The organism is Reyranella aquatilis, assembly GCF_020880995.1.
GTDB lineage: Bacteria > Pseudomonadota > Alphaproteobacteria > Reyranellales > Reyranellaceae > Reyranella > Reyranella aquatilis.
In genome coordinates, this window is the sequence record NZ_JAJISD010000003.1 from 380,450 (window position 1) to 405,213 (window position 24,764).

The 24,764-nt window shown below is 66.8% G+C and carries 23 protein-coding genes; 6 read left to right on the plus strand and 17 right to left on the minus strand.

The genetic code is table 11. The annotated features are described in order from the left end of the window. Window positions 1–3 precede the first annotated feature (3 nt). Both LJ725_RS28925 and LJ725_RS09965 read right to left on the minus strand, forming a co-directional pair. Window positions 4–138: a hypothetical protein gene (locus LJ725_RS28925; protein ID WP_268990564.1), complete on the minus strand. Its 135-nt coding sequence runs from the start codon at window positions 136–138 to the stop codon at window positions 4–6. 103 nt (window positions 139–241) lie between these two features. After that, on the minus strand, window positions 242–475 hold the full coding sequence (locus LJ725_RS09965) for a DUF3309 family protein (protein ID WP_230550504.1): 234 nt from the start codon (window positions 473–475) through the stop codon (window positions 242–244). 160 nt (window positions 476–635) lie between these two features. Here LJ725_RS09965 and recQ point away from each other — a divergent pair, with 160 nt between their 5' ends. From recQ to LJ725_RS09980, 3 genes are all read left to right on the plus strand, one after another. Continuing rightward, window positions 636–2,456, plus strand: a complete 1,821-nt coding sequence (gene recQ / locus LJ725_RS09970; protein WP_230550505.1) for a DNA helicase RecQ — start codon at window positions 636–638, stop codon at window positions 2,454–2,456. A 116-nt stretch (window positions 2,457–2,572) separates the two neighbouring features. Next, on the plus strand, window positions 2,573–4,063 hold the full coding sequence (locus tag LJ725_RS09975) for an ATPase domain-containing protein (protein WP_230550506.1): 1,491 nt from the start codon (window positions 2,573–2,575) through the stop codon (window positions 4,061–4,063). Further along, the gene (locus LJ725_RS09980; protein WP_230550507.1) at window positions 4,063–6,108 is read left to right on the plus strand and encodes a hybrid sensor histidine kinase/response regulator; all 2,046 of its coding nucleotides are present in this window, start codon (window positions 4,063–4,065) and stop codon (window positions 6,106–6,108) included. The genes LJ725_RS09975 and LJ725_RS09980 overlap by 1 nt, the downstream gene beginning before the upstream one ends. Before the next feature lie 6 nt (window positions 6,109–6,114). On the opposite strand, the gene LJ725_RS09985 is transcribed toward LJ725_RS09980, so the two are convergent. The 8 genes from LJ725_RS09985 to LJ725_RS10020 all read right to left on the minus strand — a co-directional run bounded on the left by LJ725_RS09985 (window position 6,115) and on the right by LJ725_RS10020 (window position 12,364). Further along, window positions 6,115–6,504, minus strand: a complete 390-nt coding sequence (locus LJ725_RS09985; RefSeq protein ID WP_230550508.1) for a DoxX family protein — start codon at window positions 6,502–6,504, stop codon at window positions 6,115–6,117. 2 nt (window positions 6,505–6,506) lie between these two features. Then, on the minus strand, window positions 6,507–6,917 hold the full coding sequence (locus LJ725_RS09990) for a VOC family protein (protein ID WP_230550509.1): 411 nt from the start codon (window positions 6,915–6,917) through the stop codon (window positions 6,507–6,509). A 78-nt stretch (window positions 6,918–6,995) separates the two neighbouring features. Then, a complete protein-coding gene (locus LJ725_RS09995; RefSeq protein ID WP_230550510.1) occupies window positions 6,996–8,240 on the minus strand; it encodes an RNA polymerase sigma factor in 1,245 nt (414 codons plus the stop codon). Then, window positions 8,237–8,638: a YciI family protein gene (locus LJ725_RS10000; RefSeq protein WP_230550511.1), complete on the minus strand. Its 402-nt coding sequence runs from the start codon at window positions 8,636–8,638 to the stop codon at window positions 8,237–8,239. Before LJ725_RS10000 ends, LJ725_RS09995 begins: the two co-directional genes overlap by 4 nt. A gap of 75 nt (window positions 8,639–8,713) precedes the next feature. Then, a complete protein-coding gene (locus LJ725_RS10005) occupies window positions 8,714–9,571 on the minus strand; it encodes a metallophosphoesterase (protein ID WP_230550512.1) in 858 nt (285 codons plus the stop codon). A 17-nt stretch (window positions 9,572–9,588) separates the two neighbouring features. Then, window positions 9,589–10,392: a mechanosensitive ion channel family protein gene (locus tag LJ725_RS10010; protein ID WP_230550513.1), complete on the minus strand. Its 804-nt coding sequence runs from the start codon at window positions 10,390–10,392 to the stop codon at window positions 9,589–9,591. Window positions 10,393–10,452: 60 nt separating this feature from the next. Next, window positions 10,453–11,673, minus strand: a complete 1,221-nt coding sequence (locus LJ725_RS10015; RefSeq protein ID WP_230550514.1) for a polyhydroxyalkanoate depolymerase — start codon at window positions 11,671–11,673, stop codon at window positions 10,453–10,455. A gap of 76 nt (window positions 11,674–11,749) precedes the next feature. Next, a complete protein-coding gene (locus tag LJ725_RS10020; RefSeq protein WP_230550515.1) occupies window positions 11,750–12,364 on the minus strand; it encodes an SCO family protein in 615 nt (204 codons plus the stop codon). A 30-nt stretch (window positions 12,365–12,394) separates the two neighbouring features. On the opposite strand from LJ725_RS10020, the gene LJ725_RS10025 reads away from it, so the two are divergent. Both LJ725_RS10025 and LJ725_RS10030 read left to right on the plus strand, forming a co-directional pair. Continuing rightward, a complete protein-coding gene (locus tag LJ725_RS10025; protein WP_230550516.1) occupies window positions 12,395–13,585 on the plus strand; it encodes an NAD(P)/FAD-dependent oxidoreductase in 1,191 nt (396 codons plus the stop codon). Window positions 13,586–13,595: 10 nt separating this feature from the next. Then, window positions 13,596–14,231 carry a flavin reductase family protein gene (locus LJ725_RS10030; RefSeq protein WP_230550517.1) on the plus strand — a complete coding sequence of 212 codons (636 nt, stop codon included), beginning with the start codon at window positions 13,596–13,598 and terminating at the stop codon, window positions 14,229–14,231. Between the two features lie 123 nt (window positions 14,232–14,354). On the opposite strand, the gene LJ725_RS10035 is transcribed toward LJ725_RS10030, so the two are convergent. From LJ725_RS10035 to acnA, 6 genes are all read right to left on the minus strand, one after another. After that, complete coding sequence (locus LJ725_RS10035; protein WP_230550518.1) at window positions 14,355–15,710, minus strand: amidase; 1,356 nt, start codon at window positions 15,708–15,710, stop codon at window positions 14,355–14,357. Window positions 15,711–15,718: 8 nt separating this feature from the next. Next, entirely contained in the window at window positions 15,719–17,656 is a 1,938-nt protein-coding gene (gene acs / locus LJ725_RS10040) for an acetate--CoA ligase (protein ID WP_230550519.1), read from the minus strand. 88 nt (window positions 17,657–17,744) lie between these two features. After that, window positions 17,745–18,416 (minus strand): nitroreductase, encoded by a 672-nt coding sequence (locus LJ725_RS10045; RefSeq protein ID WP_230550520.1) that lies wholly within the window; start codon window positions 18,414–18,416, stop codon window positions 17,745–17,747. 6 nt (window positions 18,417–18,422) lie between these two features. After that, window positions 18,423–19,544 (minus strand): alpha/beta fold hydrolase, encoded by a 1,122-nt coding sequence (locus LJ725_RS10050; protein WP_230550521.1) that lies wholly within the window; start codon window positions 19,542–19,544, stop codon window positions 18,423–18,425. Next, a complete protein-coding gene (locus tag LJ725_RS10055; RefSeq protein ID WP_230550522.1) occupies window positions 19,544–20,098 on the minus strand; it encodes a DinB family protein in 555 nt (184 codons plus the stop codon). The genes LJ725_RS10050 and LJ725_RS10055 overlap by 1 nt, the downstream gene beginning before the upstream one ends. Before the next feature lie 20 nt (window positions 20,099–20,118). Next, the gene (gene acnA / locus LJ725_RS10060) at window positions 20,119–22,806 is read right to left on the minus strand and encodes an aconitate hydratase AcnA (RefSeq protein ID WP_230550523.1); all 2,688 of its coding nucleotides are present in this window, start codon (window positions 22,804–22,806) and stop codon (window positions 20,119–20,121) included. Between the two features lie 111 nt (window positions 22,807–22,917). Between acnA and LJ725_RS10065 the strand changes: the two genes are divergently transcribed. Next, the gene (locus tag LJ725_RS10065; protein ID WP_230550524.1) at window positions 22,918–23,928 is read left to right on the plus strand and encodes a tetratricopeptide repeat protein; all 1,011 of its coding nucleotides are present in this window, start codon (window positions 22,918–22,920) and stop codon (window positions 23,926–23,928) included. On the opposite strand, the gene LJ725_RS10070 is transcribed toward LJ725_RS10065, so the two are convergent. After that, on the minus strand, window positions 23,929–24,726 hold the full coding sequence (locus LJ725_RS10070; RefSeq protein ID WP_230550525.1) for an alpha/beta fold hydrolase: 798 nt from the start codon (window positions 24,724–24,726) through the stop codon (window positions 23,929–23,931). Between the last annotated feature and the right edge of the window lie 38 nt (window positions 24,727–24,764).

A 24,764-nucleotide genomic window follows, 5' to 3' on the forward strand; every position in this document is an offset into this window, starting at 1 on the left:
GCGCTACTTGCGCTTGGCGGTGGCGGCCGGCTTCACCGGGGAGGCCATGGCGGATGCGAAGGTGGGCGCCACGATCTTTGCCTTGTTCTGCTTGGGCTTCTTCATCTCGCGGTTGCCGCGGCGATGTTTCATGGACATGGGAGGGGTGTTTTCCTGGCGTCGAGCCGGAGAAAATCTCCGGATCGTCGGGCCACGCGGGCGAGCTTACGCGCTTTCCCACGGAAAGTACGATCGATCGCGCCTACAACTCGACCTTTGCGACCACCGACGGAATACGGGGCGCCAGGATTCGCTCCGGCGACGCGAACTGCGGATGAGGTCCGGCACGATCGCCGATCGTCAGGACGGCGACGAGCAACAGAAGCCCTCCCGCGAGGGCACTGGGGCCATAGCCCCAGGCCGCGCTGTACCGCCAGCACGGAAAGGCCACTACGCCCGCGGTCGCCAGGATCAGGGCGAGGCTAAGTCCCAGCATTCGTATCCTTTTATTCGTTGGTCGGAGAACGAGCACGAAGGATGCGGGTTCCGCCTTCGAACGGTCATTTTCCAATACGGAACCAAAAGACCGTTCGTCCCCCAGCGACGGCGTTCCACATGGTCGCAAGGTGGCGGGCGAGGGTAGTTTGCGGGCAATAATGGATGACGCCCTCTCGAGCGCTCGCGCGCTTCTGCATTCCGTCTTTGGATTCAACGCCTTCCGGCCGGGGCAGGAGGAGATCGTGCGCGCCGTTCTGGACGGCGAGAACGTCTTGGCCGTGATGCCCACCGGCAGCGGCAAGTCACTCTGCTTCCAGCTTCCGGCCCTTGTGCGTCCGGGCCTGACCCTCGTGGTCTCTCCGCTGATTGCCCTGATGCGCGACCAGGTGCAGGCGCTGACGGCGGCCGGCGTCGCGGCCGGCAGCCTGAACTCCAGCAACGAGCCCTCCGAGAACACGCGTGTCATGGGGCTGTTGCGGCGGGGCGAACTGCGGCTGCTCTACGTAGCGCCGGAACGGCTGGCGAGACTCGACACGGTCGAGATGCTGGCAGACGCCGGCGTGTCGATGATGGCGATCGACGAGGCGCACTGCGTCTCGCAATGGGGCCACGATTTCCGGCCCGAGTATCTGACGCTGGGCAGTCTCGCGCGCCAGATCGGCGGGCGCCTGCAGACCCTGGCCTTCACCGCGACGGCGGACGCGCCGACCCGGGGTGACATCGTCGAGAAGCTGTTTGTCGCGCCGCCGCGCGTCTTCGTGCGCAGCTTCGACCGGCCCAACCTCCGGCTCGCCTTCAAGCCCAAGGAACGCTCCACGCGCCAGGTCCTGTCCTTCGTGCAGTCGCACAAGGGCGAGAGCGGCATCGTCTATTGCGCCTCGCGCCGCAAGGTCGAGGAGATGGCCGAGGCGCTTAAGGACGCGGGCGTCAACGCGCGGCCCTATCATGCCGGCCTCGAAAAGGCGGTGCGCGATGCCAACCAGGATGCCTTTCAGCAGGAAGACGGCCTCGTGATGACCGCGACCGTGGCCTTCGGCATGGGCATCGACAAGCCCGACGTGCGCTTCGTCTGCCACGCCGACCTGCCCTCGAACGTCGAGGCCTACTACCAGGAGATCGGGCGTGCGGGACGCGACGGCCTTCCGGCCGACACGCTGACGCTCTATGGCCTCGGCGACATGCAGCTTCGCCGCCTGCAGATCGAGCAGGGCGAATCGTCCGACGAACGCAAGCGCATCGAACGACAGCGGCTGGGGGCTCTCCTCGCGCTGGCCGAAGCGCCGCGTTGCCGCCGCCAGACGCTGCTTGCCTATTTTGGCGAGTCCTCGGAGCCCTGCGGCAACTGCGATCTCTGTCAGGAAGGCGTCGAGCTGTTCGACGCGACCATCGACGCGCAGAAGGCGATGTCGGCGATCGTCCGCACTGGCGAACGCTTCGGCATGGAACACCTCATCGCCATCCTCACGGGCGACCTCACCGACAACGTCGCGAAGTTCAACCACGACCGACTGCCGACCTTCGGCGTGGGCAAGGACCGCAAGGCGACGGACTGGCGCTCGATCTTTCGCCAGCTCTCGGCGGTCGGCCTGATCGCCCAGGACCTGATGGAGCACGGTCGCTGGTCGGTCACTGACGAAGGATGGAAGGTTCTGAAAGGCGCGCAGAAGGTCGAACTTCGCAAGCTCGTCGCGTCGCCGTCGGCCAAGGGCGGGCGCCGTGACCGGCGGGCGACGACCGTGCCGATCGTCGGCGACGCCGACACCGAGTTGCTGGACGCCCTGCGCTCCCTGCGCACTCACCTGGCGCGGGCGCAGAACGTTCCGGCCTATGTCGTTTTTTCCGACCGCACGCTCGTCGAGTTGGCCACCCACCGTCCCACGACTCCGGCGGCCATGCGTGAAATTCACGGAATCGGCGACGCCAAGCTCGAGCGCTACGGCGCCGAGTTCCTCGCCATCATCCAGCCGCGCCGGCCCTGACCGCGCCGTTTCGAGGAACTTCTCCCATCGGTTTCTCGTTCTAGGCGGGGCCTCCCAACGACCCCGGGCCGGGCCGTTTCGTCCATTTGCGGGCAGGCATCGATCGGAGAGGGATCATGAACGCCGAGATGGGAAAATCGAAGGATCGCACCGGAGTTCCGGGCCTCGACGATATTCTCCTGGGCGGGCTGGCATCGGGGCGCGTCTTCCTGCTCGAAGGCAGTCCGGGGACGGGCAAGACCACGGTGGCGCTGCGCTTTCTTGTCGAGGGCGCGCGGGCGGGCCAGCGCGGGCTTTACGTCACGTTGTCGGAGACGGAGGCGGAGCTCAGGTTCACGGCCGAGGCACATGGCTGGTCGCTCGACGACAAGACCGAGGTCTTCGAAGTCGTGCCGCCGGAGAGTCTGCTCGATGCCGACCAGCAGCAGAGCCTGCTCTATTCATCCGATCTGGAACTCGGCGAGACGGTGAAGCTGATCTTCCAGGCCGTCGAGCGCAGCAGGGCTCAACGCGTGGTGCTCGATTCGCTGTCGGAGATCCGCCTGCTGGCCCAAAGCTCGCTGCGGTACCGGCGGCAGATCCTTGCGCTCAAGCACTATTTCGCCCGGCACGGCGCGACTGTGCTGATGCTCGACGACCTGACGACCGACGTGCACGACAAGACGGTTCACAGTGTCGCGCATGGCGTCATCCGGCTCGAGGAGCTGACGCCGGGTTATGGCGCCGAGCGGCGTCGCCTTCGAATCGTCAAGTATCGGGCGCAGGGATTCCGCGGCGGCTACCATGATTTCGTCATCCGGGCGGATGGCGCACGGGTGTTCCCGCGACTGGTCGCGGCCGAATATCGTCGGGATTTCGAGCGTGCGCGGATCGGGACCGGCATTCCGGCGCTCGACAGCCTTCTGGGGGGCGGCATCGAGCAGGGGTCGAGCACCCTGCTGGTCGGGCCAGCCGGGTCGGGCAAGACGACGCTGGCCTGGCAGTTCGTGGCCGAGGCCGTCCGCAAGGGTGACAAGGCCGCGATGTTCGTCTTCGACGAGGAAATCGGCCTGCTGTTCGACAGAGCCCGACCGCTCGGCTTCGACTTCGCCGCGATGCAGGCGACGGGCCAGCTCACGATCACGCAACTCGACGCCGCGGAGCTCTCGCCGGGCGAGTTCGCCCACGACGTGCGACGGGCCGCCGACGATCCGGCCGTCAAGACGATCCTGATCGACAGTCTCAACGGCTATCAGGCGGCGATGCCCGAGGAGAACTCGCTCATTCTCCATATGCACGAGCTCATTCAGTACCTGAACCGCACCGGAGTCTCGACATTCCTCACTGTGGCCCAACAGGGCATCGTCGGTGACATGAGATCGCCGCTGGACCTCACATACCTCGCCGATGCCGTCATCCTGCTACGCTACTTCGAGGCCGACGGCGCCGTCAGGCGGGCCTTGTCCGTCATCAAGAAGCGGGGTGGAAAGCATGAGGAGACGATTCGGGAATTCTGGATCGACGGCGGTCTTCATATTGGCGAGCCCCTGACGGCCTTCCGCGGCGTCCTGCGCGGCACGCCGTCCCTCCCCGGCGATCGCGCACCCGTTCGACCGACGTCCCGCTGATGACGAGCGAGTGGCCCGATCGATCCCTGAGGGCGCTCGTCCTGGCGCCGCGGGGGCGCGACGCCGCGGTCGCGTGCGCGCTCATCCGCCAGACGGGCGTGGAGTGCGTCCCCTGTTCCAGTCTTTCGGCGGTGGTCGATGTCCTCGACGACGATGTCGCCTTCCTGCTGATCACCGAGGAGGCGATCCGCGGCGCCGATCTCAGGCCGCTGTCCGACTGGCTCGGGAAACAACCGCCCTGGTCGGATATGCCCTTCCTCCTGGTGACCGATCACGGCGGTGGCCCGGAGCGCAATCCGATTGCATCGCGCTGGCTGGAAACGCTGGGGAACGTCTCGTTCATCGAGCGCCCCTTCCATCCGACGACTCTGCTCAGCGTGGCGCGCGCCGCGGTCAAGGGAAGACGGCGACAGCACGATACGCGCCGCCTGCTCGCCAACCTCTGGGAGAGCGACCAGCGCCTGCGCACGGCCCTGCATGCGGGCCGGCTGGCCGCCTGGGAATTCGACTTCCCGAGCTCGCGCCTGACGGTCGCCGCGGAGGGCAAGACGATCCTCGGCCTTCCCCTCATGGAGGATGTCGGACTCGACTGGCTGATGCGGGGGATGCTGGTCGATGACCACGCAAGCGTACGCAAGGCGCTCGGCCATAGCGTGGCTTCCGGTCGGGACTTCGCTGCCGATGTCCGGTTCCGCCGGCCCGACGACAGGATCGTCTGGCTCGATGTGCGCGCGCGGCTCGTCCGCGACGCGCGCGGCGCCCCGCGGCGCTTCGTGGGCCTCGCTTCGGACATCACGACGCGCAAACTGGCCGAGGAGACGCTTCAGGACCTGAACGAGCAGCTCGAGAAACGTGTCCAGGAACGGACGGCGCAGCTGCGCAGCGCGCACGACGAGCTGGTGGCGCAGATCGCCGAGCGCGAGCGCACCGAGGCGCAGCTCCGCCAGATGCAGAAGCTGGAATCGATCGGCCAGCTGACGGGTGGTGTCGCGCACGATTTCAACAACCTGCTGACGGCGGTGATCGGCAACCTCGAACTCCTGCGCAAGCGGGTGCCCTCCCATCCGGCAAGCGACCGTCTGATCGACGGCGCCATGCAGGGTGCGCAGCGGGGCGCGGCGCTGACGCAGCGGCTGCTGGCCTTTGCGCGGCACCAGGCGCTCGATGTCCGCCCGGTCGACCTCGCTGGCCTCATCCGTGGCATGGACGATCTGCTGCGTCGGTCGCTCGGACCGTCGGTCACCATGCTGCAGGATCTTCCTCGCGGAATACCTCCGGCCCATGTCGATGCCAACCAGCTCGAACTCGCCCTGCTCAATCTCGTGGTCAACAGTCGCGATGCCATGCCGGAGGGCGGCACCGTGACGCTCTCGCTCGATGTGGCCGAAACCGGCGCGGCGCGGGATCTCGCAGCCGGGCGCTATGTGAGAGTCATCGTGGCGGATACTGGCTCTGGCATGGACGCCGAGACGCTGCGCAAGGCGATCGAACCCTTCTTCTCGACCAAGGACGTCGGCAAGGGAACGGGACTCGGCCTGTCGATGATCCACGGGCTGGCGCAGCAGCTCAAGGGGACCCTGCGGCTTTACAGCACGCCGGGCCGCGGGACGCGGGCCGAGCTGTGGCTGCCGGTTGCTGAAGGCGCGGCCGAAGTGCTGCCTCAACCGGGTGCGGACGCCGCATCGGAAGCCAGGAAGGCCGCCCGACTCCTGTTCGTGGACGACGATTTCCTGATCAGCCTCAGCACAACATCGCTGCTGGAGGACCTCGGCCATACTGTCGTGACCGCCTCTTCCGGCGCGGAGGCTCTCGAAGTGCTGCGTACCGGCGAGCCGATCGACATGATGATCACCGACTACGCGATGCCGGGGATGACCGGCCTGCAACTGGCCGAGGAAGCACGCGCGCTCCGCCCGGGTCTGCCGATCCTGCTCGCCACGGGCTATGCCGATCTGCCCACGAAGAGCCGCTTCGAGCTGCCCCGGCTCAACAAGCCCTATCAGCAGATGCAGCTCGCCGAGCAAATCCAGGGCCTGCTCGGCTGACGGCACTCAGGCGAGGAACGGCATCACCTGCCGCACGCGCGGGTCGCGCAGCCACAAGCCGCCCCATACCAGGATGCCGAGATAGAGGCCGAACAGCGTATGGCTGAACAACGGACTGTGGAGTTTCAGGTGGGTGGCGATCGCGCCGCCGAACAGGCCGGTCAACACGACCGCGCCCAGCAGGGCGGTGCGGGGCCACGCGTAAAGGGCGGTGCAGACCAGCGTCACGACGCCGAGGAAACGGGCAAAGGCCTCGGTCGCGGGGAGTCCCATTTCCTTCGACGTTGTGATTACGATCTCAAGCGGTACCAGCTTGATCCCCCCATCGAAGAGCAGGAACAGGACGGCAAGGCCGCTCATGACGCGGCCCGTCCAGAGGGCCGGAGTCGAGACCATGGTCAGGCGGCCTTGATCGGTGCGCCCATCGTCCACATCACTCCGAACGGATCGACCAGCTGGCCGTAGCGGTCGCCCCAGAACATGTCCTGCACCGGCATCTTCACCGTGGCGCCGGCCTTTACCGCCTTGCCGAAAGCGGCATCGACGTCCTCGACCTGGAGATGGAGCATGAAGCCGGCCGGCTTCTCCAGCGGCGCGCCATGCTCGGGAAAGGCATCGGCCAGCATCAGCGAACCGCCGTTGATGACGAGATGGATGTGCATGTAGCGGCCCTTGTCGTCGGGCGGCATGCGCGCGACTTCCTCCGCGCCGAAAGCCGTGACGTAGAAGTCCGCGGCCTTGCCGGCATTGCTGACCGAGAGGTAGGGGCAGGGCCCGCCGAGGACGGGCGGCTGCTGGGGTGCATTCATGACGGTCTCCTTGGCTGATGTTGTGTTCGGAGGACGACCGGCCTGCCCCGATGCCGACATCACCCGTCGCGATTTTCTTCAATTGGCGGACAGGCGGTCGAGATGCTGCCGTATGTGCGCGGCCTCGGCTGGCGTGTTGGCAAGGGCGATCGCCTGGCCGAATGCCTTGCGGGCTTCGTCCGGCCGCTCGAGCTGCTCGAGCAGCGCACCCTTCACGCCGTGGAAGTAGAAATAGCCCCGCAGCCGCTCGCCGAGCGGCTCGATCATGTCCAGCGCGGCCTGCGGCCCCTTGACCTTGGAGACCGCCACGGCGCGGTTGAGCGTCACCACCGGCGAGGGTTGGAGGCGTTCCAGATTGGCGTAGAGCAGGTCGATCTGGGCCCAGTCCGTGTCTTCGGCGTGCCGGGCCCGCGCATGCAGCGCGGCGATCGCCGCCTGGATCTGGTAGGGGCCGGGCCGGCGATGCCGCATGGCCTTGTCGATCAGGGCCAGCCCCTCGGCGATGCGCGGCTGGCTCCAAAGGCTGCGATCCTGGTCCTCCAGGAGGACAAGGTTGCCGTCTCGGTCGAACCGGGCCTCTGCCCGCGAACGCTGCAGCAACATGAGCGCCGTGAGGCCCATGATCTCGGGCTCGGCGGGGAACAGGCGCAGCAGCAGGCGCGCAAGCCAGATCGCTTCCTCGGCCAGCGGCGTGCGGGCCTCGGCCTCGCGACTGCTGCTGGACGAGTAGCCCTCGTTGAACAGCAGGTAGATCATCGCGGCGACGGCGGCGAGGCGCTCCGCCCGCTCGGGTGCACCCGGCGTCTCGAAGGGGACACCGGCAGCGCCGATGCGGGCCTTGGCGCGCGTAATGCGCTGCTCCATGGCGGCCTCGCCGACGAGGAACGCCTGCGCGATCCGTTTCACCGACAGGCCGCAGACGATGCGCAGCGCCAGGGCGATCTGCTGCGTGGCCGGCAGATCGGGATGGCAGCATACGAACAGCAGCCGGAGGATATCATCCTTGTAGTGTTCGCCGTCCAGCCGGTCGGCCAGTGATGCCTCGGCATCGTCGAGGTTCGAAAGCACCGTTTCGTCCGGCAGCTCGGTCATGCGCGACTGTCGGCGCACCTGATCCATTGCGGCGTTGCGGCCGACCAGGATCAGCCACGCGGCCGGATCGCGCGGCGGGCCGTTCTGCGGCCAGTTCTTCAGTGCCCGCAGGCAGGCCTCCTGGAAGGCTTCCTCGGCCGTATCGAGATTCCGGAAGTAGCGGAGCAGCGCGCCCATCACCTGGGGTCGCGCCGCGCCGAGGACCGGATCGATCCAGCCGAGATCGTTCATGCGGCTGGCTTCTTCGCGTGGCCCCGTTCGTCAGGCAACTGGCTGGGATGGAACTCGGCCACCGGTCGGATCTCGTAGCTGCCGGTGCCGGGATTGGCCTTTGCCAGCTCCTTGGCCGTGTGGATGGCTTCCTCCAGCGAGGCGCAGTCGATGACGTAGAAGCCGAGGAGCTGCTCCTTGGTCTCGGCGAAAGGCCCGTCGATCACCATCTCCTCGCGCCCTTTGCGCAGGGTCGTGGCGGCCGTGGTCGGCAGCAGCCGCGCCACGGGACCCAGCCGGCCCTGCCGGGCGAGCTTGTCGTTGACGGCATAGAGTCGCTGCATCGTCTGGTCGTGATGGTCCTTGGACCAGGCGCCGACGGCTTCCTCGGAATTGTAGCAAAGAATGGCGTAGAGCATGGGTCTCCGGTCCCTCTGTTACCCAGGACGAGCGAACGGGGCGCCTGCCGACAGGTTCGCCCCAAAAATTGTCGCCTATTCGGCGTCGGACGAGACAGGATTCTCGAAGGGAACGCCGGCTTTCAGAATGCGGTAACGCCCGTGCTGGATTTCCGCCCCGGCGACGATGCCGGTGCGGGCGCTGCCGCCATCGAGGCACAGGCGATCGCCCTCGAAGAGGTGCGTGTCGTCCATGCCGCTGATCGCCTTGTGCTTGTCGGGCGGCGTATGGCCATGGACCACCAGCGTGCCGCCGAACCCCTTCTTCCAGTCGAGGAAACCGTGGTTGATCCACGCCCAGCGCGCCTCGGTGAAGATCAGCCAGGGGCGGGCCAGGAACTCATCCTCCTCGGCGTGCGGGTCGAGGCCGCCGTGCACGAACACCGTGTTGCCCAGCCGCACGTGCGAGCGCATGCCCTGCAGCCGGTGCACCACTGCCTCGCCCAGGGCGTCGTGCAGCAGGCCCTGATCGGCATGCGTCGCCGGACGGCCAGCGCGGGCCGCCATCTGATCGAGCAGGATGTGGCCGCCCATGCGCTTGGACAGCCACATCGTCTCGGCCTTGTGCGCGTGCGGCCCGCCGACGACGGTCAGCATCATCATGATCTCGTGGTTGCCCATCAGGCGGTCGACATGATCGACGCCGTGGGCCTCCTCGCTGCCGGCCCATTGTTCGAGTACGCCGATACTGTCGGGCCCTCGATTGATCATGTCGCCCAGGTAGATCAGCCGGCGCCGGCCCTCTGCCTCGCCTGCGAGCCTCGTGATCGTGGCCCGCAACGCCCCGAGCTCGGCGGCGCAGCCATGCACGTCGCCGATCGCGAACACTGTCTCGCCCTTCAGGTCGAAGGGCGCGGGCTTCCACTCGGAGATTTCGACGGGCAAGGCGCTCATGAGGAGCGAGGTTAGCCCTATCCGGCGCGGCGCTCCACCGCGGCGGGCGGCTTGCGGTCGAACTCTTCCTTGATGCTACGATTGAGGTCGAACTTGAAGGGCGTTGCGGCGTCGCGCGGCACCCAGACCTGTGCAGCGAGAGTGTACTTGTCCGCCTCCAGGGAATCGATGCCGATGGCGCCGACATTCAGTACCCGCTGGTCTCCCTCGATCAGGCCGCGCAGCCGCGAGATCGCGGTGCCGACATCCTCGTTGGCGGGACGGGGCACGCGGAATTCCAGACGCGCCGTGTCGTTGCGGGTCGGCACTTTCACGATCTCGCCCCACAGTTTGCCGTTGGGGATGATGACGCGTGTATTGTCGTCGCCGTCGATCTCGGTGAAGAACAGGTTGATCTCTCGCGCGATGCCCGTGACGCCGCCGGTCTCGACGCGATCGCCGATATGGAAGGGACGGAACACGACCAGCATGATGCCCGCCGCGAGGTTGCTGAGCGTTCCCTGCAGGGCCAGGCCGATCGCGATGCCCAGCGCGCCAAGGACCGCGACGAAGCTGGTTGTGGCTATCCCGAAGGTCGTGAGGACCGCGACGAAGGTGAAGACGAGAACGGTGTAACGTGCCGCGTTGCCGAGAAAGAGCGCCACAGTGCGGTCGATGCGAGGGGTCTGCTGACAGAGCCGCACCACGGCCGTGTAGAGCAGACGCGACGTCATCCAGCCGGCGCACAGGATGATGATCGCACCGACGACCCGAAGGCCGTAGGTCGTGATCAGGGCCACCAGCACGTTGGCGGCGTTATTCCACTGTTCTTCGATACCCATGAGGGAGGCAACGCCCGGACGGCGCCGCCGGTTGCCTCTTGCCCGGCGGGTACGCTTGCGTCAGCGGGCGTCGTTCTCGCGGATGAACGAGCGCACGCGCGGCATGATCTGTTCGCGCCACTTGCGACCGTTGAAGATGCCGTAGTGACCGACGCGGGGCTGTTCCCAGTGCACGTGACGCGCGCCGGGGATATTCGGCGTCAGGGCATGCGCGGCCTTGGTCTGGCCGACGCCGGAAATGTCGTCGAGCTCGCCCTCGACCGTCATCAGCGCCGTCTCGATGAAGGACGGGTCGATCTTGCGGCCCCGGCTCACCCATTCGCCGCGCGGCAGCAGGTGTTCCTTGAACACGACCTCGATCGTCTGGAGATAGAACTCGGCGCTGAGATCCATCACCGCGAGATACTCGTCGTAGAACGTGCGATGCGCGCCGGCCGGCTCGTCGTCGCCCTTCACCAGATGCTCGAACTGGCGCATGTGCGCGTTCACATGCCGGTCGAGGTTCATGCTGATGAACGAGGTCAGCTGCAGGAAGCCGGGATAGACGCGGCGCAGCGCACCCGGATAGTTGAGCGGCACCGTCGAGATGACATTCTGGCGGAACCACATCATCGAGTTGCGCATCGCCAGGTCGTTGGGGACCGTGGGGCTGACGCGCGTGTCGATCGGGCCGCCCATCAGGGTGATCGACTTGGGCTGGCGCGGCTCCTTCGCCTCGGCCATCAGCGCGGCGGCGCCCATGACCGGGACCGAGGGCTGGCAGACGGCGATGACGTGGACGTCGGGGCCAAGGTACCGGCAGAACTCGGCGACATAGTCGATGTAGTCGTCGAGGTCGAAGTTGCCTTGGCTGAGCGGCACTTCGCGCGCGTCGATCCAGTCGGTGATGTGAACGTCGTGGTCGGGCAGAAGCGCCTCGACCGTGCCGCGCAGCAGCGTGGCGTAATGGCCGCTCATCGGCGCCACGACCAGCACCTTCGGGTCGCGCCGCGTCGTGTCGCGATGGAAATGCAGGAGCTGGCAGAACGGTTTGCGCAGCAGGATCTCTTCGTTGACCGCGACCGTCTCGTCGCCGACCTGCGTGGTCTTCAACCCGAACGCCGGCTTGCCGTAGTTCTGGGTCAGGCGGGTCATGATCTCGGCGCCGGCGGCGACCGACTTGCCGAACCAGGTCTCGGTCCACGGATTGTAAGGGCTGGAATAGACCTGTTCGAGAGCGCTGGCCCACATCCGGATGGGGGCGGCGAGCTGGCGCTGGAATTCGTAGGCTTGATAGAGCATGGGGCGCGGATTGTACGCTCCGAACCGCCTATGTCACGCTTATAGTGCGTCGCAACAATCGTTATAATTCAATGACTTAGAGCAACCGCCCCACGGCGCTGGCGATCGCCTCGGCCTTGGCGTCGTGGGTGAAGTGGGTGACGAAGCGGCCGTTGCGGTCGAGCAGGTACACGATCGAAGAGTGATCCATCAGGTAGGGTGAGCCCTCCTTCCCCGGCACCTTCTGGTAGTAGACGCGATAGGCCTTGGCCACGTCGGCGATCTGCTTGGGCGTGCCGGTGAGGCCGATGATGCCCGCCCCGAAGTTGGGCACGTAGCCCTTGAGCAGCGCCGGCGTGTCGCGTTCGGGGTCGATCGTGATGAACACGAGGTTCACCTTCTTGGCCGCGTCCGGTCCCAGCTTCTCGACTGCCGTCTCCATCAGCAGCAGCGAGGTCGGGCAGACGTCGGGACAATAGGTGAAGCCGAAGTAGATGAGCGTCGGCTTGCCCTTGAGCTGGTCGCTGGAGAATGGCCGGCCGTCCTGGTCGACGAGCTGGAAGGGGCCGCCGATCGACGGCTTGCCGTCCTTGGTGGCATCCCAGGCGATCCAGCCGGCGGCGAAGACGAGGGCCGCGATCCAGATGCCGAGCAGCGCCTTCATGGTGCGTGACATGCCGCCGAACATGGGCCGGGCGGGCCGTCTCGACAAGCCGGACCGCTCGTCGCACAACTCGACGTGATGAAGGAACGCATCCTGGTTCTGGGCGGCGGGTTCGCCGGCCTGTGGAGCGCACTGGCCGCGGCGCGGGCGCGCGAGGTGTTCGACGCCGATCTCGAGATCGTGCTGCTGAACGACACGCCATGGCATTCGATCCGGGTTCGCAACTACGAGGTCGACCTGTCGGATACGCGCGTCGCGCTCGACGACGTGCTAGGGCCGGTCGACGTGCATCGACTCCAGGGAACGGTGACGGCAATCGACGTTCGGAACCGGCGTGTCGACTACGCAGTCGATGGCGTGGCGCGGAGCATCGGCTACGACCGCCTCGTCTTCGCCCTGGGCAGCCGGCTCGCGCGGCCGCCGATCCCCGGCCTCGCGGAACATGGCTTCGATGTCGATACCTATGACGGGGCGATGCGGCTCAACAGTCATATTGCCGATCTGAACGCGGCCGCGTCGACGGTGCTGGTGGTGGGCGGCGGGCTGACGGGTATCGAAGCCGCGGCCGAGATGCCGGGCAAGCTGCGCGTAGCGGGTGTAACGAAGCCACGCGTGATCCTGGCTGATCACGCGCCACGCATCGGTTCGGACATGGGCGCCGAAGCGATGCCCGTCATCGAGGAGGCGTTGCGGTCGCTGGGTGTCGAGATGCGGGGCGGCGTTTCCGTGACGGCGGTCGATGCCGGAGGAGCGATGCTCGAGGGTGGCGAACGCATCGAGGCGGCGACCGTCGTGTGGTGCGCCGGCATGCGGGCCCATCCGCTCACGTCGGCCTTCGCGGTCGAGCGCGACCGGCTCGGCCGTCTACCGGTCGATCCGACGCTGAAGATCCGGGGCCTCCAGGCCGAGTTCGCCGCCGGCGACGTCGTGTCCTTCCTGATCGACGGCACGCATGGATGCGTGATGTCGTGCCAGCATGGACGGCCGATGGGCCGGTTCGCCGGCCACAATGCCGTCCGCGACCTGCTGGGACAGCCGAAGCTGCCGCTCGCCATCGGCTGGTACACGACCATCCTCGACCTGGGTCCCTGGGGGGCGCTCTACACCGAGGGCTGGGACCGCAAGCTCGTGTCCAGCGGAGCGACCGCCAAGCGGACGAAGGAGCTGATCAACCGCGAGCGCATCTATCCGCCGCGATCGGGCGGGCGGCAGGCGCTGCTTGATGCGGCCGCGCCGACGGTGCAGACACCACCGGTGAAATTCGGGTGAGGGACGACAGATGTTCTACGATGCCAGCAAGCGTGACCATGGACTGCCGCAGGATCCGCTCAAGGCGCTGATCGTGCCGCGGCCGATCGGCTGGATCTCGACGGTCGACGGACAGGGCCGGGTCAACCTCGCGCCCTACAGCTTTTACAACGGCGTCGGCGAATTTCCCCCGATGGTCTATTTCGCCATCACCGGCACCTACGGCGATACGCCCACCAAGCACAGCCGCATGAACGCCGAGGAAACCGGCGAGTTCGTGGTCAACATGGTGACCGCGGAGATGAGCGAGAAGATGAACATCACCACCGCGATGGTGGCCTATGGCATCGACGAGATGAAGCTCGCCGGCCTGACGCCGGAGCCCTGCCGCTTCGTGAAGCCGCCGCGGGTCAAGGAATCGCCGGTCGCACTCGAGTGCAAGTACTGGAAGACGATCGAACTGCCGGAGGAGCCCGGCCACGAAGCCAAGCGCGGCTCGATCGTGCTGGGCCAGGTAGTGGGCATCCACATCGACGACGGCATCCTGAAGGAAGGCCGCGTCGACATCATGTCGATGAAGCCGGTCGCGCGGCTGGGCTACAGCGAATACACGACGGTCGAGAACGTCTGGAAGATGCGCCGTCCGGACGATCCGCGGTATCAGTAGCGGACAGGTGGAAGGAAAGGTCCCTCGCCTACGCTCGGGATGACACTGTTGTTGTGGCCGGCACAGTACGCAGCTGCAGAAACGTTGTCATCCTGAGCGCAGCGAAGGACCTTTGCTGCCGTGTCACTGCCCCGCGACGACCGGCGCCACCGACCGTGCCATCGCAAGCACGCGCCTGTCGGCCATGGCCTCGCCCATCAACATGAAGCCCACGGGCAGCTCACCCTTTGCGTGGCAGGGCAGGCTGATGCCGCAGCGGTCCAGGAAGTTGCCCACCGTGGTGTTGCGCAGCAGCAGCAGGTTCTTCTTCGTGAAGCCCTCGGGCGTCGAGACCTCTTCGATCGTCGGCGCCACGATGGCGCAAGTCGGCATGATCACCGCGTCGTAGTTCGACGTGATGGCCGAGACGCGGCGGCAGAGGTCGGCGCGCTTGGCCAGCAGTTCGATGTAGTCGGCGGCGGTCATGTCCTTGCCGCGCATGATGCGCGGATGGACGAACGGGTCGTAGTCCTTGCCGCGACGCGCGATCAGATCCTTGTGCCAGGCATAGGCTTCCGACGCGGCAAAGCCGCCCTTGGCGTTGATGACCGGCAGTTCGTTCAACTCGGCGAGGTCGATCTGCTCGATCTTCACACCCTTGGCCGCCAGTGCCTGGGCTGCGCGCTCGAACGCCTTGGCCACGGTCGCATCGAGCTCGTCCATCACGAAGTGCTTCGGGATCGCGAAGCGCAGGCCGGCGAGGGGCGCGGCATCTGGCACCGAGATGGGCCCGTCTCCGAGTTCGCCGGCGAAGACAGCGTCGACCAGGGCGCAATCCTCGACCGAGTTGGCGAGCGGCCCGATCGAATCGAGCGAGGTCGAGAGTGGAATGACGCCGTCGATCGGCACGCGTCGCGCCGTCGGCTTGAAGCCGACTACGCCGCAGACCGCGGCGGGAATGCGCACCGAGCCGCCAGTGTCGGTTCCCAGCGCTGCAACGGCCATGCGGTCGGCGACCGAGACAGCGGCGCCCGCAGAGGAGCCGCCCGGCACGCGGGTCCGGTCGGCCGGATTGCCCGGCGTGCCGTAGTGGGGGTTGAAGCCGACGCCCGAGAAGGCGAACTCGCTCATGTTGGTGCTGCCGACGATCACCGCGCCGGCGGCGCGCAGGCGCGCCACGACGGGGGCGTCCGCGGTCGCGGGCTTTGCATCGTCGAGCGCTTTGGAGCCTGACAGCGTCGTCTCGCCCGCGACGTCGCACAGGTTCTTGATCGAGACCGGAATGCCGGCGAGGGCTGAGGGCACGAGGCCCGCCTTGCGCAGCGCGTCGCTCGCCTCGGCGGCGGCCAGCGCCTGGTCCTTCCAGACCTTCACGAAGGCCCGGCTGCCTTCGCCTTTCGGGTCAGCGATGCGCGTCAACGCCTCTTCGGTGAGCTTGCGCGAGGTGGTGCGGCCGGCGGCCAGGTCCGCGGCGAGCTGGATGATCGTCGGGTTGGCCATCGGAGTCCTTACTTGCCGCGGTGCTTCACGAGATCGTCGACGACCGTCGGGTCGGCGAGCGTGGACGTGTCGCCCAGGTTGCTGAAATCGTTCTCGGCGATCTTGCGCAGGATGCGGCGCATGATCTTGCCCGAGCGCGTCTTGGGCAGGCCGGGTGCCCACTGGATCACGTCGGGCGTGGCGATCGGGCCGATCTCCTTGCGCACCCAGGCGACCAGCTCCTTGCGCAGCTCCTCGGAGGAATGCTCGCCAGCCTTGAGGGTGACGTAGGCGTAGATGCCCTGGCCCTTGATGTCGTGCGGGAAGCCGACGACGGCGGCCTCGGCCACCTTGGTGTTGGCGACCAGCGCGCTCTCGACCTCGGCGGTGCCGATGCGATGTCCGGAGACGTTGATCACGTCGTCGACCCGACCGGTGATCCAGTAGTAACCGTCCTCGTCGCGGCGGGCGCCGTCGCCGGTGAAGTACTTGCCGGGATAGGTTCTGAAGTATGTATCGATGAAGCGCTGATGGTCGCCATAGACCGTGCGCATCTGGCCTGGCCAGGAGTTCACCAGGCAGAGGTTGCCGGTGCAGGCGCCTTGCAGCTCATTGCCCTCGGCGTCGACCATGACAGGCTGCACGCCGAAGAAGGGCCGCGTCGCCGAACCGGGCTTGAGCGCCGTGGCGCCGGGCAGCGGCGTGATCAGGATGCCGCCGGTCTCGGTCTGCCACCAGGTGTCGACGATCGGGCAGCGGCTGTCGCCCACCACGCGATGGTACCAGAGCCAGGCCTCGGGATTGATCGGCTCGCCCACCGAACCCAGCAGGCGCAGACTCGCGCGTGACGCCTTCTTCACCGGCGCCTCGCCCTCGCGCATCAGGGCGCGGATCGCGGTGGGCGCGGTGTAGAAGATGTTCACCTGGTGTTTGTCGATCACCTGCCAGAAGCGGCTGGAATCGGGATAGTTGGGCACGCCCTCGAACATCAGCGTCGTGGCGCCGTTGGCCAGCGGTCCATAGAGGATGTAGCTGTGGCCGGTCACCCAGCCCACGTCGGCCGTGCACCAGTAGACGTCGCCGTCGTGATAGTCGAACACGTACTGGTGGGTCATCGACGCGAAGACGATGTAGCCGCCGGTCGTATGCAGCACGCCCTTCGGCTTGCCGGTCGAGCCCGACGTGTAGAGGATGAACAGCGGATCCTCGGCACCCATCGGTTCGGGTGCGCAGTCGGCCGGGACCTTGGCGGCGATCTCGTGCCACCACACGTCGCGGCCGGCCTCCCAGCCGACCTTGCCGCCGGTGTGCTTCACGACCAGCACCTTCTTCACGCCGGGCGCCTTCTTCAGCGCCTCGTCGCAATTGGCCTTGAGCGGCACATGCTTGCCGGCACGCAGGCCTTCGTCGGCCGTGATCACGACGTTGCTGTCGCAGTCGACCAGCCGGTTGGCGAGGCTGTCGGGCGAGAAGCCGCCGAACACGACGGAATGGATGGCACCGATGCGCGTGCACGCCAGCATCGCGTAGGCCGCCTCGGGAATCATCGGCAGGTAGATGGTGACGCGATCGCCCTTCCTGACGCCGAGTTCCTTCAGCGCGTTGGCCATGCGGCAGACTTCGCCGTGCAGCTCGCGGTAGCTGATCTTCTTGGACTTCGAGGGATCGTCGCCTTCCCAGATGATGGCCGTCTGGTCGCCGCGATGGCTGAGGTGGCGGTCGATGCAGTTGGCCGAGACGTTCAGCACGCCATCGTGGAACCAGCGGATGCGGACGTCGCCGTTGTAATCGACGTCGCGCACGGCCGAGGGGCTGTAGGGCTTGATCCAGTCGATCCGCTTGCCGTGTTCCTCCCAGAACTTGGCCGGATCCGTGGTCGAGGCCTCGTACATGGCCTTGTACTTGGCGTCGTCGACATAGGCGCGCTTGGCCCAGTCCGAACTGACGGCGATCACCTCATCGGCCATGGCTTTTCCTCCGGCTTCGGCTTTATGCCCTGAATTACCTGCGTTTTTAGCGTGCGCCCGGCAGGGTCGGCAATTCGACTTTAGGCCGTCATTCGGCGAACCAGGTCGTGAAGTCCCCGATCGGCGCGCGCTCGGTGATCAGGCTGTTGGGCACCACGTCGGGGTCGGCATGGCCTAGGGCCAGGCCGCAGATCACGATCTGGTCGTCGGGAATGCCGAGCTCGCGCCGCACGACATGCTGGTAGCGGCTGAAGGCGGCCTGAGGGCAGGTATGCAGGCCCTTCTCGCGGGCCAGCAGCATGAGCTGGTCGAGGAAGATGCCGCAGTCGATCCACTGGCCGTTGCCCATGCGCTTCTCGACGCAGAGGATCATGCCGACCGGCGCGTCGAAGAACTCGTAGTTCTTGCGGAACTGCTTGAGCATCCCCGCCGCATCGCCGCGCGGCACGCCGAGCAGGGTGTAGAGCTGCTTGCCGACCAGCTTGCGGCGCGCGTCGTAGACCGGCGTGAATTCCTGCGGGTAGACGTTGTATTCGGCCCCCGGGCCGTTATCGCCCTCGTCCATGGCCTTCAGGATCGCGGCGGACAGCCGCTTACGCGCCGCGCCCATCGTCACGTAGAGCTTCCAGGGCTGCAGGTTGCCGTTCGAAGCCGAGCGGTTGGCGTTCTCGATGATCCATTCGATGTCGGCCTTGGCCACCGGATCGGGCTTGAAGACCCGCATCGAGCGGCGGGAGTTGATGGCTTCGGACACGCGCATGGACGGTTAGCTCCGGGTGAGATGACGACGCAGGAAATCGAACAGCGTGCGCCGCGCCGCGGCATTCTGCTGCTCGGTGAAGTAATGCGTGGCGCCGGGGATTACGACGGCCTCGGCGTCCTTGCCGTGATTGCGCAGCGACTCGGCCATGGCAAGCGACTGTTCGACCGGCACGTTCTCGTCGCGATCGCCGTGCAGAAGGAGGACCGGCGCGTCGATCTGCGCCACGCGCAGGATGGGCGAGCGCACCGGCAGGCCCTCGGGGCCGCACAGATCATCGAGATAGTCGCGCATGTAGGGATTGGCCTCGCGCCAGCGTGCCAGATCGGTGGGCGCGAAGAAGGCCGCCACGGCGCGGATCGGCGGCTTGTGGGCGGCGGCGAGCAGCGCCACCTGCCCGCCCATCGAGGCGCCGACCAGCGCGATTCGGTCGCGATCCACCAGCGGTCGCTTGGCCAGCCAGTCGATGGCCGCCAGCACGTCGAGGGGCTGGCGCAGCCCCTGGTCGTTCTCGCCCTCCGAGCCCAGCCAGCCGCGCAGCGACAAAGAGAGGGCGGCGTAGCCGTTGGCCGACGCTGCGCGCGCCAGGCCCACCATGTTGTAGGCGTGGCCCGCGAAGCCGTGCAGCAGGATCAACGCGGGATAGGGCGGCTGGCCGGCCACCGGCTTGAAGAAGTATCCGCCCAGGCTGACGCCGTGGCCGGGCACGCGCACCTGCTCGGCGTCGGGGACCTCGGGCAGGTCCTCCCAGCGGTGCATGACCTCGATCGGCACGCCGTCAGGGTCGCGGAAGCCCACCGAGTAGTAACCGGGCGCGAGGTAGTCGAGTTCCTGCGGTGGCTGGATGATCTCGGCACCGGCGTCGCGCAGTTCGGCGAACACCTGATCGACCTGGCCGCGGCTCTCGGCCGAGACGGCGAGCCACAGCGCACCCGGCCCGTAGGAGATCCCGTCCTTGGCCTGGCGCATCACGAAATGATCGTAGCCACGCGACCACATCACGCGGTCGGGGCTGGTCCAGACACGGTGGAAGCCCAGCATGGGCAGCCACAGGCGGTGGAAGGCGACCGAGCGGCCAAGGTCGCTCACTTCGATGGCCGCGCCCGCGAAGGAAGAGCGCGGACGCATCAGGAGGGTTCCAGCCCCAGCGCCAGCAGCTCGTCGCGCCGGAGGTGTTGTTCGCCCGCGAGGAAGAACTCGTCGAGTTGCGGCGGCTTCACACGGGTGCCGGCCAGCATGGCGTGTGCCTGGCCGCGATGGTGCGTCTGGTGCTGGAAGAGATGTTCGAGGATCGAGATGACGCTCGAGGGCGGTGGCGTGCGGTTGGGCCGCGGCAGCGACAGGCCCTCGGCCAGGCTCTCGTCGGTCTGGCGCTCGCAGAAGGCGAGCAGCCGGCGATCGCTGGCGATCTGCGCGTCGTAGAGAGAGGCTGCGTCGGGGAAATCCGGAACCGGGTCGTGATAGCGCCGCAGCACCGTCGGATCGCGATGCAGGGCGTCAATGTAATAGAGGTCGACCCAGAGGATGTGATTGAGCGTGGCGCGCAGCGAGGGAAAGAAGCTCGTGCGCGGGGCGGCGAACTCTTCCGGTGTCAGCGCCTTGCAGGCGGTCAGCAGCCGATGGTTCGCCCAGATGTTGTTGCGGGCCATGGCGACGGCATGGCCTGGCAGCCCCGTCGCCATGGATCCCGTGTCCGCCGGCGTCAGGCTGCTTGGGCCAGGTTGCGCAGCACGTAGTGCAGCACGCCGCCGTTCTTGAAGTAACCGACCTCTTCCGCGGTATCGATGCGGCAGGTCAGCATGATCGTCTCTGACGCGCCGTCGGGGCGATGAATGGTCAGCGGCACGTCCATGCCGGGCTTCAGCTCGCCGTCGATGCCGCTCACGTCGAAGGTCTCGCGGCCGGTGAGGTTCAGCGTCTTGCGCGTCATGCCGTCCTTGAACTGCAGCGGCAGAACGCCCATGCCGACGAGGTTCGAGCGATGGATGCGCTCGAAGGTTTCGCAGACCACCGCCTTGACGCCCAGCAGGTTCACGCCCTTGGCCGCCCAGTCGCGCGAGGAGCCGGTGCCGTATTCCTTGCCGGCGATCAGGACCTGCGGTGTGTGCTCCTTCTTGTAGCGCATCGCCACGTCGTAGATCGGTTCGGGCTGGTCGGTCGTGAAGTGGTGCGTGTAGCCACCCTCGATGCCCGGAACCATCTCGTTCTTCAGGCGGATGTTGGCGAAGGTGCCGCGCATCATCACCTCGTGATTGCCGCGGCGCGTGCCGTACTGGTTGAAGTCCTTGGCCTCGACGCCCTGCTCCATCAGGTACTTGCCGGCCGGGCTGTCCTTCCGGATCGAACCGGCGGGCGAGATGTGGTCGGTGGTGATCGAATCGCCGAACTGGCCGAGCGGACGGGCACCCTTGATATTGCCGAGCGCCGCAGGCGTCTTGCCCATGCCCTCGAAGTAGGGCGGGTTGCGCACGTAGGTCGACTTGTCATCCCACGTGTAGGTGAGGCTGGGCTTGGTCTTGATGCCGCGCCAGAACCGGTCGCCCTCGAAGACATTGGCATAGCGCTTCTTGAAGGCCTTGGCCGTGACGAACTTGTCGACTGTCTTGGCGACCTCGGTGTTCGAGGGCCAGATGTCCTTGAGGTAGACCGGCTTGCCGCCCTTGCCGATGCCGATCGGATCCTTGGTGATGTCGATCTTCATCGAGCCGGCCAGCGCGTAGACCACGACCAGCATGGGTGAGGCGAGGTAGTTGGCGCGGGTTAGCGGATTGACGCGGCCCTCGAAGTTGCGGTTGCCCGAGAGCACCGAGCTCACCACCAGGTCGCCGTCGCCGATCGCCTTGGTGACGGGATCCGGCAGCGGACCGGAATTGCCGATGCAGCTCGTGCAGCCGTAGCCGACCAGGTTGAAGCCGATCTTGTTCAGGTCCTTCTGCAGGCCGGAGGCTTCGAAGTATTCCGTCACGACCTGCGAGCCCGGGGCCAGCGAGGTCTTCACCCACGGCTTGACCTTGAGGCCGAGCTTAACGGCGTTGCGCGCGATCAGGCCGGCGCCCAGCATCACGTACGGGTTCGACGTGTTGGTGCAGGAGGTGATCGCGGCGATCACCACGTCGCCATGGCCGAGGTCGTAGTCGGTGCCCTCGCACTTGATGCGCTTGCCGTCGTCCTTGCGGTCGAATTCCTTCTCCATGTTCGCGACGAACTGGTGGGCGGCTTCGGCCAGCGGCACGCGGTCCTGCGGGCGCTTCGGACCGGCGAGGCTCGGCACGACGTCGCCGAGGTCGAGCGACAGCGTGTCGGTGAATACCGGCTCGGGGGACTTCTTGGAGCGCCACAGGCCCTGCTTCTTGGCGTAGGCCTCGGTGAGCTTGGCCGCCTGGCCGCGGTTGGTGGTCTTGAGGAAGCCCAGCGTGATCTCGTCGACCGGGAAGAAGCCGCAGGTCGCGCCGTATTCCGGCGCCATGTTGGCGATGGTCGCGCGGTTGGCGAGCGGCAGGTCCTCGAGGCCCTCGCCGTAGAACTCGACGAACTTGTTCACCACGCCCTTCTTGCGCAGCATCTGGGTGACGGTGAGCACCAGGTCGGTCGCGGTCGCGCCTTCCTTCAGCTTGCCGGTGAGCTTGAAGCCCACCACGTCCGGGATGACCATCGGCTGCGGCTGGCCGAGCATGGCAGCCTCGGCCTCGATGCCGCCGACGCCCCAGCCCAGCACCGCGAGGCCGTTCACCATCGTGGTGTGCGAATCGGTGCCGACCAGCGTGTCGGGATAGGCGATCGTCTCCTTGCCTTCCTTCTTGGTCCAGACCACCTGCGCCAGGTACTCGAGGTTGACCTGGTGGCAGATGCCGGTGCCCGGCGGCACGACGCGGAAATTGTCGAACGCCATCGAGCCCCAGCGCAGGAACTGGTAGCGCTCCAGGTTGCGCTCGTACTCGAGCTTCACGTTGGCGCCGAAGGCGCTCGAATTTCCGAAATTGTCGACGATCACCGAGTGGTCGATCACGAGGTCGACCGGAACCAGCGGGTTGATCTTCTTCGGGTCACCGCCCAGCTTGCCCATCGCGTCGCGCATCGCGGCGAGATCGACCACCGCCGGAACGCCGGTGAAGTCCTGCATCAGCACGCGCGCGGGGCGGAAATTGATCTCCTTGGAGGAGCGGCCGCCGTTCTTGATCCACTCGGCGAAGGCCGCGATGTCGGTCTTCTTGACCGTCGTGCCGTCCTCGTGCCGCAGAAGGTTTTCCATCAGGACGCGCAGCGAGAACGGCAGGCGGGAAAGGTCGCCGACTTCCTTCTCGACCGCCTTCAGGCTGAAGTAGGTGTAGCTGCGACTCCCGACCTTCAGCGTCTTGCGGGCTTTGAAGCTGTTGGGGTGGGCGGCGGCCATGTCTTTACTCCTGAAGGGTCGGTTCGATCCGGATGTGGGGCAAAATAGGGGCAGGGACCCTCACAGGCAATCGGGGATGCGGCTTTGCGGCCGTTGTGCCAGATTGCCCGCATGCGACGTCGAATAGTCCAGACATTTGGGGTTTTTGCAGCCCTGCTCGCCCTCGCAGGAGAGGCATCCGCACAGCGCAATGCGACTGAATCGTGGGACCCCTCGGCGCGCGATTTCTCCTCGGGCGGGACGCTGGCCCCCGCCGCGCCCAGCGGGGCGGGGGTGGCGGGCGGCAATTCGCTCGACTCCCTCAACAAGATCCTCTCGGCCTCCCAGCTCTCGGCGGTCGACCGCTCGATCTATCTCAGCATCCGGGCCTTCCAGCTCAGCCGGCTGGGGCGAGAGGCGGAGAGCCAGAAGGACATCACCGAGATGGGCAAGGTCCTGCCGGGGAACTGGCAGATCGTCCTTTCGAGCACGATGCCCGGCCTGGCCGGCAGCGGCGACCGGGCGGCCGCCCTGCGTACCCTCGACAGCGCCCTTCAGCGCAAGCCCGGCGATCCGTCCCTGACAATGGCGCAGGCGCAGGTCTACATGCAGATCGCCGACTTCTCGCGCGCCCTCGGCCTGCTCGACGCCGCCCTGGCCGCCGCCCAGAACCCCGTCGAGCGGCGTTCGGCCCTGTACTATCGCGGCCTCGCCAACTTCAACCTCGGCAACTTCCCGCAGGCCATCGAGGATTTCAACGCGACCCTGGCGGACCGTCCCAATTTCAAGTCGAAGCAGGCACCGCTCCTGTGGCGCTACGCGGCGCAGGTCGGCGCCAAACGGGATGCGCGCACGGCGCTCGCGCGGGAGGCCGGCGCGGAAAGCCTCAACGAGTGGCCGGGCCCGATCATCCGCTACCTTATCGGCAAGGGTACGGCCGGTGAACTCGAGGTGGCGGCCGAGTCCGACGATGCCGCCAAGCGGGCCAACGGCAAGTGCCCGGCCGCCTTCTTCATGGGCGTGGAAGCGGTGCGCAAGGGGGAGAAACAGCGCGCCCGCGAGCAGTTCCAGCTCGCGCAGGCGCGCTGCCCTACCACCTCCGAGTTCAACTGGGCCGCGTCGAGCGAGCTGAAGCGGCTCTGATCAGCCGGCCAGCGCCAGCGGCGATACGAAGCGCGTGATCTCCGACAGGACGTAGGCCGTCTGCTGCAGGTGCGGGCTGTGGCCGCAGTCCGGCACCAGCCGGGTCTCGCAATAGCCGCCGACCTTGCCGGCGATGATGCCGAGCTGCAGCTCGCTGCCGTATTCGTCGTCCTCGCCCTGGATCGCCTGCACCGGCACCAGCACACCCGGCAGCCGCCCGCTGGCGTCCATCGGCTCGAAGCCGGGCGCCATCCAGGCGTCGGACCAGAGGCGAAAGGCGCCGTCGACGTTTTCGCCGTGGTACTTCGCGAGCTTCTGGCGCAGGTCGCCGTCGGCGAACGCTGCGCGCGCCCGCGCGATGGCCTCGACGCAGACCGGTTCGTTGATCGCATGCGCGGCCAGCGTCACCACGGCACGCAGCGGCTCGGGGTCGGTGGCGGCGTAGTTGAGGGCGATGGTGCCGCCATCACTGTGGCCGACCAGCACGCAATCCTCGACGTTGAGCGCGGTCAGCAGGCGCGGCAGGACGTCGTCTGCCTCGATCTCCATGTAGCGGACGCCGGGATCGGACGGCCAGGCGCTCGATTTTCCGTAGCCGGTGCGGTCGTAGACGATCCCGCTGCAGCGCGTCGCGTCGCAGAGCTTCTGGGGGAAGTCGCGCCACATCTCGATGCAGCCCAGACCCTCGTGCAGGAAAATGAGCACGGTGCGATCGAAGCCGTCGTCGCGCGCGGGCTTGAGCCGCCGAACGCGCAGGCGGCGGTCGCCGAGATCGATCATTTCGTCCGGAGAGGGCATCGCCCTCTTTTCAGCGCGGCTCAGGCTCCGGTCAAGGC